This window comes from uncultured Halomonas sp. (assembly GCF_947501415.1).
In the GTDB taxonomy this organism is placed as follows: domain Bacteria; phylum Pseudomonadota; class Gammaproteobacteria; order Pseudomonadales; family Halomonadaceae; genus Halomonas.
The window spans coordinates 1-17,776 of the sequence record NZ_CANMVL010000014.1 but is presented as its reverse complement, the minus strand read 5'-3'; the positions used below and the strand labels follow the sequence as shown (position 1 = coordinate 17,776).

Sequence of the window (17,776 nt, the reverse complement as noted above, 5' to 3'; positions counted from 1 at the left end):
TCCGTGGGGTTAGCCACTATTTGTAGGGTCCCGACAGCTATCCGATAAAGCCCTGTTTCAGCGTGATCTCGTTCGATACCGAAGAGCCGAGCCGGTCGGTGCGGTCGAACCAGGCTTCTATCACCATGGTTTTGGCGCCTTGAATGATGGTGTCGAGGAAGAAGCTGCCGTCGGACTGGATCGCTACGACCCGCCAGTGCGGGCCGCCTTCTGGTCCGTCGGTCAACATCCTGATCCGTGCCGCCAGCGGCTGGTCCTCTGTGAGATCGATGGCCGTATCGGCCAACACGTGAAGTCGGCCGTGTACCACGACCCTGCCTTGGAACCAGGAGCCCTGCAGCAACTCGAGGTTCGTCCTGAAGCGCGGGCGAATATGGTAAAAGCAGCTGCCCCAGATCTCATCAGCTTCCTCGGCCCGGCGCCATGCTGTCAGTAGGAAGCCACTGTCATTGTTGCAACCCGGTCGAACTATCGCGTCGTCCAACTCTAGTGTGCAGTTGAACATCCGTGCCTGGCCCGACGGAATCGCCTGCTCGCGCGGCGAAATCGTCAGCTTCGACCCGTAGGGCAGGTCGCTTGGAACCAAGGCGGCGACTTCGGTGCCAACTCTGTCATTGTGGACCTGCATAAGGAAGTTGATCGGTAGGTAGGGCGAGCTGGTCAGTGCCTCGAAGTCAAAAACGTTCTGCTGTGCGTTGTTGTTCTGCAGCTTCACGTCGTCGGAGGCCAGCGCCACCGTATCGCCCGTGGCCGGATCGACCTCACTCGGTACTGTCCAGTCGATAATCTCCATCCTCATGCACTGGTGCACATTGGTGGCGTTATCGACCTGCCAGTCGAACACGGCGATCTCGTTGGTGCCTGGTCCTACTTCCGATATCACCTGAGTACCGCGGTTGACCCATCGTCCGTCATCGCCCGCCCCTGGAGGATCGCAGACGAACCAGCGGACCTTGACCTCTTCGGCACGAACGTTGCCGGCATTATGGACGCGTGCCACCACATAGTGCGGCTCGACACCACTACTGGGATAACGCACGGTTTCCCCCTGATCGGTCGGCGTTCCCACGGGATAGACTCGAGGTACCGTTGGGTCTGGATTATCCCCCGGCCAATCGACCCAGATGTCCGGACTCTTCCAGCTTGGCACGTGGTCCTGGAAGTAGAGATCAATGTACTCGGCCTGTTCACGCTCGACACGAACCCGGTAGACCGGGATTGACCCGCGCACCGTGCGAATGTCGGCGACCTCGGCCACACACCCCTTGACCGGAAACTCAGGTGCGGTCGCGAAGTCCCAGGTATCGTTGATCGCGCGTAATTCGGTGCCGTCATTCAGAAGATGCACGGAACGCCGGTAAAGGCCGTTCACCGCCCAATGCCGATCGGAATTCGGGTCGAGCCCATTGGTAGCGATCACCGTTGGTTCGGGGCTCAAGTTCTGTGAAAAGTTGGCGCCTTCGGCTCTGAGCTCGAGAAATGCGGTAACACCGCCGTCGCTGCCCAGATTCAGTTTCAGTAACTGCCCGATCGGTACTGACCCGCCGACTTCGTTGCGTACGTCGTTGCGCATGGCGTTATCCCAGTACTCCACGGGAACAAGCCAGGCTTCGGTCACCGAGGTGCCAGTGGGTGAGGGGAGATCAACGAAGATCGTGCGATTTACATTCGGATCCGGGTCGTCGGCGATCCAGCCCATCGCCCACTTGGACCAGCCGCAGAAATGGTGGAAGTTGGTATTGCCCCCCGCCATCATCGCCCAGGGATCCACGTAGTCAACGTCGTCGCGATACCCATTGGCCGAATAGAGATCCGGCAACCCGATTGCATGCCCGATCTCGTGGGCCATCACGCCTGCCTGGTTGGTCATTTGCGGATTGTTGAAGGCGTTAAATCGCTGACCGATGATCCTCGAGGTTCCCATCTGCACGGGATCCTCCCCGCCGGGCGGGTTCTGGTCAGTGGCATAGTGGCCCCGAGCGTACATGCGCTTGCTGCCGAAATCGGCCGGCTCGTCGCAAGCCCATTGGTCGGCAGGTGGTATTCCGGAATGCGGCGCCCCGACATGCGCAATCATCATCACGTCGAAGTTGTCGAACATCGATTCGACCGTACTCCGGTTCCATGCGGTAGTCGCCCGGATGTGGTCGAGTGCCGCGGTAAAGGTGTCGTCGGCCAGGTCGACGGCGTGACGCAGCGCGTTGGAGTTGTTTGGCCCACTTTCGCTACCCGGGTTTGGGCTGGCCGTATCCCAGCCCGTACCCGCCAGTTCCGAGCTTGAGAGTCGCTCGATGGTGGCGAGCTGGCCACCGGTATCGGCGGTAAGGTTTACCCCGACAGTAATCTCCTGAGCGCCGGCGTCGAAATCCGTGGAGACGGAGGTATTGAAATAGGCCATGGTTCCGCCGATGCCTTCGCCGGCATCGGCCTGGGCCGCCCGCAGGCATTCACGGAAAAATGCGCTGACGGCACCGCCGGAATCCATCACGCCCGGAATATTCGCCATCGAAAGGCCGAGGGCAGCGAGGGGCGCTGCCGGCATCGCCGGCCCAGTCACCGATATCTGTCCTTTCTGAGTGGCGGCTCCACCGGCCGATGTGATCCTGAATCGGCCTTGTGCACGCCCGAAGGCGGTGTCGGCGCTGGAGGTGCGTATTCTGCGGAACTCCACATCCTGGATCAGCACAGGGGCGCCGGTGATCGTGGCCTCGGCGGCACGGATCGTATTGGTCAGCAGATCGCCGAGATCTCCGAGGAAGCCGGCGATGTCTCCGCCCTGGTTTACCGTCAGCGTCGTGGCCGGAAAGTTCAGCGTCAGGACATGGCTGTCGCCTGTCTGGGTCACCACCGCCAGCTCCAGTGTTTCTGTGCCGTCAAAGGTCAGTGAAACTGGGAAGTTGCCGAGATTGGCGCTGCTCCACATCGCAGCGAACGGTAAATCGTAGGTCTTGACGGCGCCCGCGCGAGGGTTGGCCCGCATCTCGAACGCTTCGGTCCCGTCAAGCATCACGGGGTCCGCCCAGTCTGCCGGCATGACGGCCTGCAACCCGCCTGCCCTGAAGCCGTCCCACCAATAGCTGGCTTGGGGCTGGGGAAGCACCAGTGGCTTGCGCGCGCCGCCGATATCATGCCCGAAGACGGTAAAGTTGATGGCCATCTCGCCAAAGCTGGTTTCATCGTAGTAGTCGTCCACGGTCGCGAAGATCTTGGCCGACACCTGGTCGACCAGCTCGGTCATATCGGTATCGCCATAGCTCTGACCACCGTCGATCACGGGGAAAATGCAGATCTGTAGTGTCGGGTTCAGTGCCGCACGCGGGTTCCTGCGTCCCCAGTAGGTAACCGAGGGGGCCGGCGCCGGAACCAAAGTACCGAAATCATCCGGCAGCCGTGGCTTGAGTTGCGCCACATAGTCGGCGACTCGCCATGCTTCGACTTGTGCCGTTCGGGGCAGGTGAATCAGCAGGTTCTGTGTGTGACCCTGCCCTTCGGAAATCTCTGCCCCGGCACGGTCGAGGCTGCGTTCGAACTGCACATTCAGCCGCCGGTCCAGAACGGCCATCCGTGTTGCCGACGCGCTGAGTGCGACAAGGTGGCCCCCAGCCCGATGAAAACGGTGGACCGTGAAACCGACCTTGGCCGAGTGGCGATCGCCACAGGGCTCATCATCGCCGGGGTCGTTGGGATCGCGCGGTCGATCATCGTCTTCGCCAGTGCCGGGCCCACACTTGCAGTCGCAACCGCAGCGCTTGAGTAACGTTCTGAGCAGGTAGCATATCCGCGCCAATGGATCCGCTTGTCGAGCCGTCACCGCGGGCAGGGCAGCCCGCATATCCAGCGTCTTGATCAGTCCGCCTTTCCGAGCGATTACCAGATGTGTCCCATTGGCCACGGCCGCCGCCGTCACCCGGTCAACCTCCAAGCGATGGATCTCGATACCGCCCCGCTGGCTATCTTCTCCGGTCAGGATGAATCGCAGCTCGCCCTTGTAGCGGCCCATCAGGATGTTGTGACGCGCCGGGTCCAGTGCGCTCAGATCGCCATCGAGCTCAAGCGTGCCGAGCGTCTTGGCAAGACCGGTGCGCCTGTCGACCTCCATCAGCACATTGCCTTTCTCGGATGCAGTAACATGCAGCATCAGTTTCCGTCGCAATACCACGATCTCGTTGATCGGGCCCTCCGCCCGTTCGGCGATCCGTTTAATGCGCGGTTGTGCCGAGAGGCCTTTCGCGGTGGGGCAGCCCGGAACTGGTCGGAAATCGATCGACCAGGCCTTCCCATAGCCATCAATGGCATAAAGCAGCAGTGTCGTGGCGCCGCCCGGGGCATATGCCTTTACGATTGTCGCGTCGAGCTTTGTCTGAATCAGCGCCTCGCTATCGTCACCCAAGGCGTCAAAATCGAAGACCGAGAGCGCCTTTCGGCCAAATTCCGCGACAAAAAGGTCATCGGGGCCAAACAGGACAACTGGACCATCACCCGCGGGCCCACTGTCGTCAGGACCATTGCCGTGAGTGCCGCCAGGGCGGCACCACCCCGCAATGTCGGCTTTTCCCCCTTTCCTGATGGCGCGGTATCCGGACTGACGAACTGCTTTCGACTTTCCACTGGACTTGGTCATGACGGAAACCTCCATCAATATTAGGAATCTAGCGCAGGAAGGTGTGAGTTATTTTGTAGGGAAAGTTAAAGCGTAGTGAGCAGTTCGATGATTTGCTAATCATTTTGGAGTAACTCTAAAAAATCATGGGCCTTATTGGTCATCTTTAGTTTTTGCATGGAGGCGCATGAGTTAACTTGCTGTGTTTGTAGGGGCTTGTGTATATGAATATTATTTATGACGTTACAAGATTTCTGGATAATGCCAGCTCCAGTCTGATAAGTTGTTGGCGCTTGGAACTTGATACCGCTCGGCCTTGTGGCCGATTTTGAATTCACGATAGGCGAGCGAGATGAAACGACGAATTGTTCCTGGTGTGCTGACGTCCCTGGCGGGAGTCGCGCTAGTTGTCTGGTGGCTATCCTACGGGACACATCTACCCGTTTACCGGTGGCCCGGTGAAGCCTTCCAGGGGCTGGCCTTTTTCCTTGGCTGGGGGCTTGGTGTGCCCGAGGCTCTTGCCTACCCGCTGGCAGGCTTGGCCTTTTCTGCCGTTTTGGTCGTCTGCTTTTTTCCCGGATACTGGTCGGTGCGTTGTCTTGTTAAGCGGCGTTAGGCGTCATCCGTGCCGCCCATTTAACCTCCATGCCTCCGATTTGCTGCGTTGAGGGCGTCGCGGTAGCATGAAAAAAGTCGAATGAAACCCATACTCAACCCACGGCTATCATGAAAACCCTGACTCTCGTTGCGATTGCTTCCCTCCTGCTTGTTGCAGGTTGTGCCACCTCTCCGCAGGAAAGCGGGAATGCTCAGGATCAGCAGGCCTCTTCTGGATCGTCCATGCATCAGTACCAGTGCGACAGCGGTGCAAGTATCGCTGCCGCCTATCCCGATACCGACAGTGCGACGGTCGAGTACCAGGGGAAGCGTTACGATATGCAGATCGCGGCTTCCGCCAGCGGCGCACGCTATGTGGGCGGCGGGCTCGAGTGGTGGACCAAGGGCGCCGGGTCCGGCGCCGAGGGGATGCTGCTACAGCATGAAGCGGAGGGCAGTTCGGGCAAGCTCATCGAGCGCTGCACGGTGCGCTGATCGTGCGTTGACCGAGTGGGTGTGTAGAACAGGGATGGCAAAAACTGAACGAGGCCGTTATGGCACTGGATTACCGATGGCTCCACGATACGGTTCGTAACCGCTTCGACTCTGACGATGCCATGGAGGCCTTTCTACCCAGGCCGCTTGCGTCGGATAAGCTGAAGCAGTTGGGCGATGATCGTTATCTCTCCGCCATGAGCCTGCGGGTGTTTCGGGCCGGCATGAAACACTCGGTGGTCGACGCCAGGTGGCCCGCCTTCGAGGAAGCCTTCTGGGGCTTCGACCCCGAGAAGATGGTGCTGCTCACCCCGGAGCAGGTCGATGGCTACATGCAGAATGATCGCATCATCCGTCATCGCACCAAGCTGCTGACCATCCCAAGGAATGCGCAGTTTATTCTGGATATTCGCCGCGAGCAGGGCACAAGCTTCGGCGAGTTTATCGCCGACTGGCCGAGTCGCGACATCATCGGCTTGTGGCACTTGCTGACCAGGCGTGGCGCTCGCCTGGGGGGACGCTCGGCCGCCGGCTTCCTGCGCCTGATCGGCAAGGATACCTTCCTGCTGACCAGCGATGTGGTGGCACGCCTGGTGGCCGCCGGGGTCGTTGACCAGCCGCCGACGAGTCAGCGCGACCTTCAGCGAGTCCAGGAGGCCTTCAATGAGCTGCAACAGGCATCCGGGAGGCCGCTGTGCCAGCTCTCGGCCATGCTCTCGCTGACGATCAATCCACGGTTCTAAGTCAGGCGGGGGCCTGATCACAACGGCTAGCGATGTGGGCGTGATGCACAATGGTCCGCGATTGCTGGTATCTACCTTGCTGGCGCGATAACGCCTGCTACGCCTATCTCAGTTGAGGCAAGCAAGTCACTCAAGCACGGCAGGGGCATGTGCAGCCGGGTTGATCTACCGGCGTGCCGTTCGGCGCCTCAAGTGTCTCTAGTGCAGGGGGGGGGTGAAGATGAGAACGATCGGGCTGATCGGCGGCATGAGCTGGGAATCGACCCAGACCTACTACCGGCTGATCAATCAGCGGGTACGAGAGCAACTGGGTGGGCTGCACTCCGCTCGGCTGGTGCTCTACAGCGTGGACTTCGCCGAGATCGAAGTGCTGCAGCGCCGCGGTGACTGGGCGGCCACGGCGCAGATTCTCGGGGCGGCGGCTCGCTCGCTGGAGGCGGCCGGTGCCGACTTTCTGGTGCTCTGCACCAACACCATGCACATCGTCGCCTCCCAGGTCGAGCAGGCCGTGAGCATTCCCCTGCTGCATATCGCCGATGCCACCGCCCGTGAACTGCACCGGCAGGGCGTGAACCGAGTGGGGCTGCTGGGCACCCGCTTCACCATGGAGCAGGCCTTCTACCGGGAGCGCCTGGAGATGCAGGGCATCCAGGTGCTGATCCCCGATGCCGCCCAGCGCGAGCGGATACACGCCATCATCTTCGAGGAGCTGTGCCGCGGTGAGATTCGAGCAGACTCGAAAGCCGACTACCTGGCAGTTGTCGCCTCGCTGGCCGGGCAGGGCGCCCTGGGGGTGATCCTCGGCTGCACCGAGATCGGGCTCTTGATCCAGGCTGACGATACGGACGTCCCCCTGTTCGATACCACCGAGATACACGCCGAACAGGCGGTGGCGAGGCTGCTGGCCGACGCCTGAGCTACGTCTCGCCCCAGGAGATGAGCCGGGTCGTCTCTGTGGGCAGAGCGATCCTGAGGACCGTTGCCCCGATGCTGGCTATTCTTGTAGAGGAAGCAGTGCTCTAACAGACAATAAGAAGGTGATCGCCATGACCATGGAGCGAGTCAGGCTGAAGTGGTGTTGTGATGATGGTTAGCCGGGCATGATGCCTGATGGCAGCGCAGGCATGGCGACTTACTCCCTCACTACCATCTGGTACCTGGATGCGCCAATCATCCGGGTGTTCGACACGCTCGGCGAGGTGCCCAGGTGGCCCGACTGGTGGCCGAGCCTGATCGCCGTGAAGGAGCGTGACCTGGGGGCGGATGACGGCACGGGGCGGGTCTACCACTACACTTGGCGAAGCCGGCTGGGCTATCGCCTATGCTTCGATATTCGGGTGACCCGTGTCATCAGGCCATGGCTCATCGAAGGCGTGGCCAGCGGGGATGTGTGCGGTGTTGGCCGCTGGCGGTTCAGTGAGCAGGGTGGGGTGACGCGGGTATGCCACGAGTGGCAGGTGCACACCACCCGGCCGTGGATGAACCGGGTGGCGGCGCTGGCTCGGCCGTTGTTCGTCTGGAGCCACCATGCGGTAATGCGAGATGGCGCTCAAGGGCTCGCTCGCCGTCTCGGTGGACGCTTGCTGAGTCTGGTTAATGAGTGATCCGCTGGCACGGGGGCGACCTCTACGCCTCCCTGTGGCGGCGCCAGCCCGGTGGCCTTATCGGGAGTGGAGGTGGCGGAGAAGCCGCCTCGCAGCGCGATGGGCTGTCAGTTCAGTCGGCTACATGGTGGTGACGTGGTTGCTGTAAGGTCTCTGATGATCTGGTTCGCCATCCTGATGCTGGCTATTGCCAACGGGGTGCTGCGTGAATCCGTGCTTGTCCCGCTACTCGGGGCGCCGGCGTCCCTCGTGCTGAGCGGGGTGCTGCTTTCGCTGTTGGTCCTCTGCGTCGCGTATCTGTCGCTTCCCTGGCTAACGATCCATCGCCCCCTGGAACTCTGGCTCGTCGGGTCAGGGTGGTTGGCCATGACACTCGTCTTCGAGTTCGCCTTCGGATTCTGGCAAGGGAAGTCCTGGTCCGAGCTGCTCGACGCCTACGCTTTCAAGGGGGGCAATATCTGGGTCTTCGTCCTCGCAGTGACGGCCTTGGCCCCGCGCCTTGCCGCCAGGTTAAGGAGCCGGGTGTAGCCCCGCCCGCTCCGGTACATCATCGCCTGGCGAGTGCTGTTACCTTTGCTTACGCTTTCTAGACGGCTGGGCAGTGGGGGCAGCCGATGAGTCGAGCTAGAGAGGAGAGATACCATGCGCAGTAATATCGTTGTTGCCAGCCCATATCGTGCGCTTGCGGGGCTCTGCCTCGCGTCGGCATTGTCATTGCCGGCCTGGGCGGATACCGGGGACATGGCACAGGCGGGCACGGTTCGACAACTCTACGAACAGTTCGGCACCCTATGGTGCAGCGAGCGTGAGATGGCCAGGGTATTCGACGCTGCGTTCGCGAGGGATATGGCGACTGCCTGCGATCGAGACCTGATCATGGCGATCGGCATGCCCGCGATTCCGGGAAACGATTACGACCTCGGCGAGATCATGCGCACTCTGGATATCGCCTGTGACTCGGCGCAAGGGGATCGATGTGTGGCGAGGTTCCAGAACTTTGGCCAGCCGACTGCCGTAACCTACCGGTTAGGCCGGCAGGGCGGCGGCTGGGTCATCACCGATATCATCGATGACCGGGGCGACTCCTACCGGCGTGCCGTATCCCAGGCGCTATAGCGACGGCGAGCTATCCAGCTTCGATACAGGAGCGACAGTCTGCAAGAGATGAATGTGGCCTGAAGAAAAGGGGTGCGTCATGTCGAATAATAATGATGATAAAGAGATGCTCTCCGAAATAAGTGGGAAGGATGAGCTGACGAGAGAAGAGGTGATGCATTACATCAAGGCTTGGAAGGAAAGCCTTGAGTTGAGGGGAAGCTACTACAACAAATATCTAAGTGCGGCGATAGGCGGGATCGGTACCTTGATCATCTCGGTAGGTCTGAATTTTGACCTGGTGGGGAGTCTATGGTGGTTGGAAAAGGCATTGCTGATCATTGCCATGGTGCTCTTGATGGTCTCAGCTGGAAATATCCTTAACTGTATCAAGTTTGTTTATAATTGTAGATTGGAACTATTGGATTTAGAGAGGAGTATTGTACTTAAAGATCAGGAGGTTATCCCCAAGGAGAGGTTGTTTCAGATTGATAATATTATAAAGACAGAGAGGTATAAGATTAATATTTTCTATCAGTACTCATATTCTAGTGTGCTGCTGGCCATAATTGTTGGTGTCTTGGGTTTCTTGGTTATTATAATTAGAGTTTAGCCTGAGTGTTGGCAAGTATCGTGAAAGTTTTCGATATCTTCCCACACGCGTCAGGTGATATAGAACACCATGACTAAAGCGTATTGAGTTTATTGGCAATAATATCCGGTGGGCAACAATGGGGGTGGATTGGAATGTCGTCAAGAAAGTCGAGAGAGGAAGTATAGCGAGAATGGGAAGACCTTGTGAACATGCCGCCGGCGGAGCTTGAGGGGTGGCTCGCGACGGACGAGAGCAAGAACGTGGGCGGTTCGAATAGTGGTGAATCGACGGGGCATGTCACACTCTACGATGCCGTGGATGACCGAATCGCCGTGCTTGATGCCCTGAAGGTCGACCGGGCCTCGTTGGCCGGGCAGGACGCCCAGGGCGTGATCCTCGGCAGCGCCCAAATCGGGCTCTTGATTCAGGGAGCTTCGTGAGATTAGCGCTCCTGTCTCGCCGCACGGCGGGTCGCCTCGTCGCCCCCGCCACCCAGGGTGGCCGGCAGCCAGGGCAGGCGCGCGAGCAGGGCGATAACCACGAGCGCGAAGCCGAGCCGGGCCCACAGCAGGCCCGAGAGGTCGGCGCCCATCAGCATGATCAGCAGGGTGTCCTCGATCAGGCTGTGGCACAGGCCCAGGAAGCACAGCGTGAGCAGGATGTCTCGCGGGGTCAGCGAGCCGCTACGGGTCTCGCGCAGCAGCAGCCCGGCGCCGAAGCTGAGCCCCAGGGTAATCCCGATGACCGTGATATTGGCCGCCGCGGGGCCGATGCCCAGCAGCCGCAGCAGGGGCGTCAGCAGCCGATGGATCAGGCGCTCGATGCCCAGGCGACGCAGCAGGCGCAGCAGCGCGATCAGCCCCAGGATAACGAAGAAGATCGTCGCCAGCGTCTGCAGCTGCGCCCACAGCCAGGCGCTCAGGGATGGGTCGCGAGGCGTCGGCTCCCACACGACCTGGTTAGCCTGCTGCAGCCAGTCGCCCAGCGAGTAGCTCCACTGCAGGCCCCAGGCGAGCAGCCAGGCGCCGCCCACTCGCAGCAGCAGGGTGAGCCACCAGGGCACGCCGGCCTTGCGCGCCACCGCGCCTTCCACGGGCAGGGAGTGGCCGATTGCCATCAGCGATCCGAGTACCGTCACCTGGGCGACCGTCAGCGGGGTGTTCTGGGTCACCTCGAAGAAGATCACCAGCCCGGTATAGATATTGGTCAGCAGCGTGGCGGCCCAGACCAGGCTGAGCGGTTCCGGCAGCCCCAGTGGCGCCATCAGCGGATCTGAGAAAGTCATCCAGCTTGTTGAAGGTGTTTACCGAGAACGGACAGGTCGGCTCCAGGAAGATCTCGAACAGGCGTGGGCCGTGGCCCCATGCGAGGGGATCGGCATGCCACTGGTCAGCCATTGTCAGCACTCCTTCTTGCCGGGTACGAACGCTAAACGCTGTGGAGGCAGCTGGAGCCTACTCTATCACATTGCTACCCCCCACCCTGGAGCGGTGGGGCCGGCGAGTGATCTCTTCCTCATCGATGGCAGCGTGATTTCAGCCTTGCGACCAACCTCTACTTTGCAACCCCACATGGGCTCACATAGGCTTTGCTTATGAATACTTCGCAGGGAGCCAGGAAGGCATAGTGTGATACCCAAGGACTACCGCATGGATGGCTGAGAGTCGCAAGCATGCCCAGGTAGGGGCGGTAGCGTGCCTGGCGCCTTCTGTGCTTCAACCAAGTGGGCTGCGTACTCCAGCGAAGTCCTTGCCGAGTACATGGGTATAGATCTGCGTGGTTTCCACGCTCTTGTGGCCGAGTAACGCCTGCACCGTGCGGATATCGGTACCCTGAGTCAGCAACTGGGTGGCGAAGCTGTGTCGCAGGGTATGGCAAGAGCCCGGACGAGCTATCAAGGCGGCTCGCATGGCATGCTTTACCGCTTTCTGTACTGCCGATGGATGGATATGGTGCAACACCACCTTACCTGCATCATCGAAACACGGGCGGCTGGCGGGGAAGAGCCATTGCCAGGCCAGGGATACTCCTGCATTAGGGTACTTGCGATCGAGCGCGTGGGGCAGCGTCACCGGCACGCTTCCATGCTGCAGACGCTCCTCGAGCTGATGTTTGGCCACGGTGATGTTCTGCTGTAAGGCGGGAATACTGATCCCCGGGAGGAGTGTGGTTCTATCCTTGTCGCCCTTGCCAGCTCTCACCGTAATAGTCTGCCGCTCGAAGTCAATATCGCGAACTCGTAGCCGGCATGTCTCTATGAGCCGTAGCCCTGAGCCATACATCAGGGTGGCCATCAGGTGCATGGGGCCAGCCAGGTGGCTCAGGACTCGCATGACATCTTCATGGGAAAGCACCACCGGAAGCCGGCTAGGGCGCTTTGCACGCGAGAACTCTCCAATATCACCCAAGGGCTGATCGAGGACGTGACGATAGAGGAACACGAGGGCGTTCAGTGCCTGGTTCTGTGTGGCCGCCGCTACTCGGCGCTCCACCGCCAAATGCTCAAGGAAGGCGCGCACTTCTGCGCCACCCATGCCGGCGGGGTGTCGAATCCCGTGAAAGCGAATAAAGTAGCGAATCCAATAGCAGTAGGTCTTCTCGGTGCGCGGGCTGTAGCGTTTCACCCGCATGGTGGCTTTCACCCGGTCCATTAACTTCGGCGGTCTGCTGTGCGAATCCATATCACGGTCCTCGATGTATGGATGTACATACAGTATTATTGGTTCTAGCAAAACGCGCAAGCACGCGAATTCTGCATAGGTGGCCGAGCTATGGTTCAGGTGCATTAAAATCAATAAGTTAGCTGAAAAATTCGCGCTTGCATAAGATTGTTGAACGCGCGTGCTCGTTCAAGTCAATGAACGAGCGCGCTGTCTAATACCTGTTAGCTGCAATAGGGACAAACCAATGGCCAAAGAAAATACGACACCACTGATATCGAAGACTGCATTCAGTTGTCCTCACTGCAGTGCCTATACCACGCAGCATTGGTTTCAACTGGTTGCAGATTCCTATGGCGAAGAACATAGAACACCAACCATTCCAACTGCCGAAATGGTTGAGGAGTTCAGAACAGATAACGATATCCCAAAAGAAACAAGAACTTTCCTTGTTGAGTGGGGAGCAAAAATGCTCGCTGGTAAGCCATTCTTCGAATCCAACAACAACAGCCTTTATAGTTGTCCCGTAGTTCAAAACTGCAATCTCTCGAAATGCTACAACTGCAAAGAAATCGCAATATGGGTCCGCGACCAAATCGTTTACCCAAACACGAAAATTGATATCGCGCCAAATAACGATCTTCCTGAGCAAATCCGTTCGTTGTTCGAAGAAGCGAGGGAAATTGTAGATTCATCCCCAAAGGGAGCGGCAGCGCTACTTAGGCTTTGCGTACAACATCTCTGCAAAGAACTTGGCGAGAGCGGAAAGAACATTGATAAAGATATCGCGAGTCTAGTGGGGAAAGGTCTCAATCCCCTAGTGCAACAAGCCCTCGATGTTGTTCGCGTAATCGGGAATGAATCGGTTCATCCCGGAGAGATTGATCTAAACGATAACAAGGAAATTGCTGTGAAGCTGTTTGGTCTAGTCAATCTGATTTGCGACCAAATGATCACCCATCCCAAGCAGGTGCAGGAACTATATGGGGGCTTGCCTGAAGGAAAAAGGCAAGGCATTGAGAAAAGGAATGCCAAGGCGAAAGAGAGTGAATAGCGTAGCTAACAATGCCATAAACGCGGACCCCAAAAAGCTACGCTGCGCTCCGCTTTTCGGGTCCGGTTATGGCTGGCGTTAATTGGTAGAGACATGGAATCAGTCATCCAGGAAGAAACAACGGGTTGTGGCATTGCAGCAAGCGCTGCTCTCGCGGGTGTCAGCTATGCTGAGGCCAAGCGGAAGGCCAACGCTCTGGGTGTTTACGCCGCAGATACCGCCCTATGGTCAGAAACTGAGCACGTCCGAAAGCTTCTGCGGGAATTCGGTATCTCGGTGTCGCCCAAAGAAACTCCCTTCGAGTCTTGGGAACGCCTCCCAGACAAGGCTCTCATGGCTATCAAATGGCGCACGGAACGGAGTAAGCCATTCTGGCATTGGGTGGTGTTTGTCCGCGAGGGCGGCGAGGCAAAGGTGCTTGATTCCAAAAAGGGCTTGAAATCAAACGCCCGCCGGGATTTCGGGCGCATTAAGCCCAAGTGGTACATTGAGGTATCCAATTAACAAGGCGCAGCAGTTCGCGGCCGATGGCCGCCGGACGCCCTTTACGTGGCTCCTTCGTCGCCGCTCCAAGGTCGCCGCTGTGCTTCGGCGTTGGGCGTCACAATCAAACACAATCGGAAGGAGAATGTTATGCCCTCAGATGGCGAAGACAAAAACGAGCCTGACAGCGCAATAACGGAAGATAAGATAAGACGGATCGTCGAGTCGCGTATGCACCCCATAATTCGCGACGAAATCGCTCATGAAGAATCACAGAGATTTCGGCAAATCAAGTGGATTATCGCGTTTGTCGGCATAGTAGGATTGGGAACCTTCGGGACTTTAGCCAACTATCTTATCGAAGAGGCTGTAGATTCGAAGCTGGAAAATCGAGCTGGCAAGATTAATGAAGCGTTAGGATTCATTAAGTTTCAGGCACTTGCGAATAAGCTAGAGCTCAATACTAGCTTCTCCGATAAAGATCGTGATGCAATCATGAATTATTTGCGAGATGTCCAATCAAACGACGATCAGCGGCACTCTGCAGAGTTTCTAGCTGCGCTTCACCAAGTTACTTCATCCTTTGCAAGTGCCTCCCAGTCGGCACAGTTGGATGAAATATATGCGATTTATAGGAGCGAAATACTGTCAGAACCGGTTCTAGTGGAGTCGTTATTACATCATTACGGGCAAGAATTGGTAGGTCGTGTCCATATTCCGCAGAAAGACATAGCACTAATGACGTTCGAGGCGCTTGAGCGAGTGGCGGCCTCGTCGAGAGTTCCTGAATTGGCACTCTACTACAGGGTGCTCTATGAACATCAGCAGTTGGGCGATGGCAGAAACGAGTTAGTCGCAAAAAAACTAGCACGTCTGAAGAATATGAAGGAAGCGGATATAGCTCGTTTTTTTAGTGAACTGTTCCGGAGCACACGAGTCAGCAATTGGCAACTTTCCCCCACCGCTAGCGGAAAAAAGATTGAGCAATTAGCCCGGAACTTTATAAGTGCGTACGGAGAAGACTTTGTGTCCGAATTTAACTTTGATGCTGATCTGCCCGACCTAATATCAGCTAACGGTGTTGGTGAGGATGACGTCACACGGCTCGCCTTCGCAGTCGTAAATGGCATCGGCGGCGAAGGAGGGGAATGACGCCCAACAAATCGTTGCAGCTGACATTTGACCCGCCACCTGCTTTTGCTTTCGCAAAACCAGGCGTCGCGTCAAATGCCGCTGAACTCAGGCGTTAGAGCCCAAGGAGGAGAAGTGGCAAGAGAAATCGAATTTTTCGGGGCTTTAGCGAACATCGAGCATGGCCCTGAGCAAAATACAGTTTTGCAGACATTGGCTCGAGAAATCGATGATTTCCACCTCTACAAGCAGGTGTTTCAGCCGGGAGTGGCGTACGCTTCGATTAACTGGCGAGGAGTTTTGGGCAGAAGCGCTGAAGTGGCTGCAATCGCAGCCTTATTGTGGAACATCTATGTCGATAAAGTTGAGCCACATTTTGAAGAGAAAAAAGCGTTCCAGCCAGCACTGATTATTATCATGAAGGATGGGGCCGGAAATGGTGAAAACATCCGGATAGATGCTTCGCACAATGATAGAGAAGTTTTCATTCGTGACTTTACGGAGAAAGTGGAGCGCCTACGAACCTCGGCTGACGGTGAAGAGGTGGTCGAGACAATAGAAACGTCAGAGCAGTGGATAAAGATTGAGTAAGCTCTAACCAGTCATTCCAGTTCGTTACGGCCCGAAGGGCCTCCACCGGACGCCCTTGTCAGGGCGCCGATGAATATTGGCGTTCGGCGGCTTCTGCAAGACTGCGGCGCGTTCGACTCGTTGAGTGCATGAACTACGGCAAGCCACTCCAGCTACAATCTTTGGAAAGTGCGTTTGATCACACTCACGACAAACGGAACGTTCGCCTATTGCCAGATGTTGTGGAGCACTTGTAGGGAGTCGCTAGCTTGACACTCTATATAACGCAGGGTTAACGCGGGAGGTAATGGACATGCAGCCATATCTGGCTCCGATCGCAATCATAGTCAGCGTCGTTGTTTCTGCCTATTTTCTTTCGAGGCAGATTCGGATGAACTTCCTGCTGAGTCTCCGAAACCGCAGCTTCGAGTTCTCGTTGTACTCACGCGACCCCCTCTTGAAAGCACGTGTGCGCATCGAGCAGCGCTTTGGCAACTTGTTCGAGCGAACGGAGCCGATCTCGATCGCCGTCATCAAACAATCAATAGAAGAAGATAGCCAGGTCCTATCGGATATCCTGACGCTGTTGGCCCACTGGGAGAACATGGCCTTGGCTATCTACTCTGGTGTGGCAGATGAAGACGTATGCTTTGAGATGGTCGCTGGCACACTCAAGCAGCACGTTTGGGTGTTTCGAAGTTTCATCGAGAAGCGGAAGCAGACAAATGACCGCGCGTACTATTACCTCCTGAAGCTGCGCCGCCGCTGGGAAGAGCGCTTGTCCAACTTCACAAAGTCGGAGTTTCAACGGGTCTTACCTATCGGGCGTAGGACAACGCGCCTACCTTGGTCAATTGGTACTCGTCGTGGAGAACCCCCACCTTTGGATCAGGACTAGGTTGGGAGCGCCGCCGAACAAGCTGGTCAAGCCGACACGCCTTCGGCACGCGGCTTACCCGTATCGTTAGCTGCCAAGGAGGGAGCGCATATCGATAGCTTAATTTGGATTGTCATCGGTGGGTTTCTCATGAGCGCCATCGCTTTGGTGGGCAGTGTCACTGTGCTGCTCAAACCGGCCACTCTCGATCGTTTGCTGCTTCCCTTTGTTTCCCTTGCAGCGGGAACACTGATTGGTGGCGCTTTGTTTCACATGATTCCGGAGGGTTCTGCGGCCCTTGTAGTGGCATAGTGAATCTGGCCACCTGATTTTGAGTGTATGATCACTCACAGAGACAGTCAGGTGCAGATGATGACGAAGAAGAGAACGTTCAGCCCGGAATTTCGCTTGGAAGCGGCCCAACTCGTGGTCGATCAGGGTTACACGCTGAAGGCGGCGTGTGAGGCCATGGGAGTTGGCAAATCCACCATGGAATATTGGGTACGCAGGCTTCGGGCTGAGCGAGCAGGCAAGGCGCCGCTGAAAGGTGAGGCTCTGACGCCGGAACAGCGTGAGATCCAGGAACTGAAGCGCAAGCTGCGGCGGGTGGAGGAAGAGAAGGAAATATTAAAAAAGGCTACCGCTCTCTTGATGTCGGACTCCCTGAGCAATTCTCGATAATCGAGCGACTTGAAGAGAGCTATGCGGTGCAGCACTTGTGTCAAGTGTTTGGGGTGCATCGCAGTAGCTACCGGGCCTGGCGTGACCGGGATAGAAGGCCCTGTGAGACTGAGCAGAAGCTGCTGGATCAGGTTGTCGAGGCGTATACCGCCAGTAACGGCTCTGCCGGCGCTCGCAGCATCGCCAAAATGGTCACGCAGGCTGGAACACAGCTGAGTCGTTATCGGGCCAGCAGGCGGATGAAGCAGTTGGGGCTGGTGAGCTCACAGCCGCCAAGCCACGCCTACAAGAAGGCTGATCAGCCGCACCTGGATATCCCGAATGTTCTCGATCGGGAGTTCGATGTAAAGGAGCCAAATCAGATATGGACCGGCGACATTACCTATATTTGGACAGGGGCACGCTGGGCTTATCTGGCGGTGGTCATCGACTTGTATGCCCGTAAACCAGTGGGCTGGGCATTGTCATTGTCTCCGAATACAGAGTTGGTGAAGAAGGCACTGACCATGGCCTATGAACCGTACCGGGATTCCCGGAGGCTCCAAACCTTGAGAGGATGGAGCCATGAACACTTCCAAGCGATATGCACCT

16 protein-coding genes and 2 pseudogenes are annotated in these 17,776 nt (G+C 57.5%); 15 read left to right on the top strand and 3 right to left on the bottom strand.

Features of this window, described 5'->3' with window-relative positions:
* Positions 1-37: 37 nt before the first annotated feature.
* On the bottom strand, positions 38-4,621 hold the full coding sequence (locus tag Q0894_RS11210) for an immune inhibitor A domain-containing protein (RefSeq protein WP_299235281.1): 4,584 nt from the start codon (positions 4,619-4,621) through the stop codon (positions 38-40).
* A gap of 705 nt (positions 4,622-5,326) precedes the next feature.
* Between Q0894_RS11210 and Q0894_RS11205 the strand changes: the two genes are divergently transcribed.
* From Q0894_RS11205 to Q0894_RS11170, 8 genes and pseudogenes are all read left to right on the top strand, one after another.
* Positions 5,327-5,692: an MliC family protein gene (locus Q0894_RS11205; protein ID WP_299235278.1), complete on the top strand. Its 366-nt coding sequence runs from the start codon at positions 5,327-5,329 to the stop codon at positions 5,690-5,692.
* 59 nt (positions 5,693-5,751) lie between these two features.
* On the top strand, positions 5,752-6,435 hold the full coding sequence (locus Q0894_RS11200) for a DNA-3-methyladenine glycosylase I (RefSeq protein ID WP_299235275.1): 684 nt from the start codon (positions 5,752-5,754) through the stop codon (positions 6,433-6,435).
* A 220-nt stretch (positions 6,436-6,655) separates the two neighbouring features.
* Positions 6,656-7,351 carry an aspartate/glutamate racemase family protein gene (locus tag Q0894_RS11195; RefSeq protein ID WP_299235272.1) on the top strand — a complete coding sequence of 232 codons (696 nt, stop codon included), beginning with the start codon at positions 6,656-6,658 and terminating at the stop codon, positions 7,349-7,351.
* A 208-nt stretch (positions 7,352-7,559) separates the two neighbouring features.
* The gene (locus tag Q0894_RS11190) at positions 7,560-8,039 is read left to right on the top strand and encodes an SRPBCC family protein (protein WP_299235269.1); all 480 of its coding nucleotides are present in this window, start codon (positions 7,560-7,562) and stop codon (positions 8,037-8,039) included.
* A 156-nt stretch (positions 8,040-8,195) separates the two neighbouring features.
* Positions 8,196-8,567, top strand: a complete 372-nt coding sequence (locus tag Q0894_RS11185) for a hypothetical protein (RefSeq protein ID WP_299235266.1) — start codon at positions 8,196-8,198, stop codon at positions 8,565-8,567.
* A gap of 114 nt (positions 8,568-8,681) precedes the next feature.
* On the top strand, positions 8,682-9,155 hold the full coding sequence (locus Q0894_RS11180) for a hypothetical protein (RefSeq protein ID WP_299235263.1): 474 nt from the start codon (positions 8,682-8,684) through the stop codon (positions 9,153-9,155).
* Positions 9,156-9,207: 52 nt separating this feature from the next.
* A complete protein-coding gene (locus tag Q0894_RS11175; protein ID WP_299235260.1) occupies positions 9,208-9,747 on the top strand; it encodes a hypothetical protein in 540 nt (179 codons plus the stop codon).
* 182 nt (positions 9,748-9,929) lie between these two features.
* Positions 9,930-10,169, top strand: a pseudogene (locus Q0894_RS11170) (DUF3140 domain-containing protein); the annotation flags it as partial.
* Between the two features lie 2 nt (positions 10,170-10,171).
* Here Q0894_RS11170 and Q0894_RS11165 read toward each other — a convergent pair.
* Positions 10,172-11,014 (bottom strand): hypothetical protein, encoded by an 843-nt coding sequence (locus Q0894_RS11165; protein ID WP_299235257.1) that lies wholly within the window; start codon positions 11,012-11,014, stop codon positions 10,172-10,174.
* Between the two features lie 430 nt (positions 11,015-11,444).
* On the bottom strand, positions 11,445-12,410 hold the full coding sequence (locus Q0894_RS11160) for an integron integrase (RefSeq protein ID WP_299235254.1): 966 nt from the start codon (positions 12,408-12,410) through the stop codon (positions 11,445-11,447).
* Positions 12,411-12,636: 226 nt separating this feature from the next.
* On the opposite strand from Q0894_RS11160, the gene Q0894_RS11155 reads away from it, so the two are divergent.
* From Q0894_RS11155 to Q0894_RS11125, 7 genes and pseudogenes are all read left to right on the top strand, one after another.
* Positions 12,637-13,443 carry a DUF4145 domain-containing protein gene (locus tag Q0894_RS11155; RefSeq protein ID WP_299235251.1) on the top strand — a complete coding sequence of 269 codons (807 nt, stop codon included), beginning with the start codon at positions 12,637-12,639 and terminating at the stop codon, positions 13,441-13,443.
* A gap of 93 nt (positions 13,444-13,536) precedes the next feature.
* The gene (locus Q0894_RS11150; protein WP_299235248.1) at positions 13,537-13,947 is read left to right on the top strand and encodes a hypothetical protein; all 411 of its coding nucleotides are present in this window, start codon (positions 13,537-13,539) and stop codon (positions 13,945-13,947) included.
* Between the two features lie 129 nt (positions 13,948-14,076).
* Positions 14,077-15,078: a hypothetical protein gene (locus Q0894_RS11145; RefSeq protein ID WP_299235244.1), complete on the top strand. Its 1,002-nt coding sequence runs from the start codon at positions 14,077-14,079 to the stop codon at positions 15,076-15,078.
* A gap of 27 nt (positions 15,079-15,105) precedes the next feature.
* Positions 15,106-15,648, top strand: coding sequence for a hypothetical protein (locus Q0894_RS11140; protein WP_299235241.1), 543 nt, complete (start codon positions 15,106-15,108; stop codon positions 15,646-15,648).
* 292 nt (positions 15,649-15,940) lie between these two features.
* Entirely contained in the window at positions 15,941-16,525 is a 585-nt protein-coding gene (locus tag Q0894_RS11135; protein ID WP_299235238.1) for a DUF4760 domain-containing protein, read from the top strand.
* Positions 16,526-16,654: 129 nt separating this feature from the next.
* A complete protein-coding gene (locus Q0894_RS11130) occupies positions 16,655-16,816 on the top strand; it encodes a hypothetical protein (RefSeq protein WP_299235235.1) in 162 nt (53 codons plus the stop codon).
* Positions 16,817-16,873: 57 nt separating this feature from the next.
* A pseudogene (locus Q0894_RS11125) lies at positions 16,874-17,703 on the top strand (IS3 family transposase); the annotation flags it as partial.
* Between the last annotated feature and the right edge of the window lie 73 nt (positions 17,704-17,776).

Excerpts from the sequence above, each read along its gene's own strand:
- Q0894_RS11210 (WP_299235281.1), bottom strand. The coding sequence starts at position 4,621 with ATGACCAAGTCCAGTGGAAAGTCGAAAGCAGTTCGTCAGTCCGGATAC.
- Q0894_RS11205 (WP_299235278.1), top strand. The coding sequence starts at position 5,327 with ATGAAAACCCTGACTCTCGTTGCGATTGCTTCCCTCCTGCTTGTTGCA.
- Q0894_RS11200 (WP_299235275.1), top strand. The coding sequence starts at position 5,752 with ATGGCACTGGATTACCGATGGCTCCACGATACGGTTCGTAACCGCTTC.
- Q0894_RS11195 (WP_299235272.1), top strand. The coding sequence starts at position 6,656 with ATGAGAACGATCGGGCTGATCGGCGGCATGAGCTGGGAATCGACCCAG.
- Q0894_RS11190 (WP_299235269.1), top strand. The coding sequence starts at position 7,560 with ATGGCGACTTACTCCCTCACTACCATCTGGTACCTGGATGCGCCAATC.
- Q0894_RS11185 (WP_299235266.1), top strand. The coding sequence starts at position 8,196 with ATGATCTGGTTCGCCATCCTGATGCTGGCTATTGCCAACGGGGTGCTG.
- Q0894_RS11180 (WP_299235263.1), top strand. The coding sequence starts at position 8,682 with ATGCGCAGTAATATCGTTGTTGCCAGCCCATATCGTGCGCTTGCGGGG.
- Q0894_RS11175 (WP_299235260.1), top strand. The coding sequence starts at position 9,208 with ATGTGGCCTGAAGAAAAGGGGTGCGTCATGTCGAATAATAATGATGAT.
- Q0894_RS11165 (WP_299235257.1), bottom strand. The coding sequence starts at position 11,014 with ATGACTTTCTCAGATCCGCTGATGGCGCCACTGGGGCTGCCGGAACCG.
- Q0894_RS11160 (WP_299235254.1), bottom strand. The coding sequence starts at position 12,410 with ATGGATTCGCACAGCAGACCGCCGAAGTTAATGGACCGGGTGAAAGCC.
- Q0894_RS11155 (WP_299235251.1), top strand. The coding sequence starts at position 12,637 with ATGGCCAAAGAAAATACGACACCACTGATATCGAAGACTGCATTCAGT.
- Q0894_RS11150 (WP_299235248.1), top strand. The coding sequence starts at position 13,537 with ATGGAATCAGTCATCCAGGAAGAAACAACGGGTTGTGGCATTGCAGCA.
- Q0894_RS11145 (WP_299235244.1), top strand. The coding sequence starts at position 14,077 with ATGCCCTCAGATGGCGAAGACAAAAACGAGCCTGACAGCGCAATAACG.
- Q0894_RS11135 (WP_299235238.1), top strand. The coding sequence starts at position 15,941 with ATGCAGCCATATCTGGCTCCGATCGCAATCATAGTCAGCGTCGTTGTT.
- Q0894_RS11130 (WP_299235235.1), top strand. The coding sequence starts at position 16,655 with ATGAGCGCCATCGCTTTGGTGGGCAGTGTCACTGTGCTGCTCAAACCG.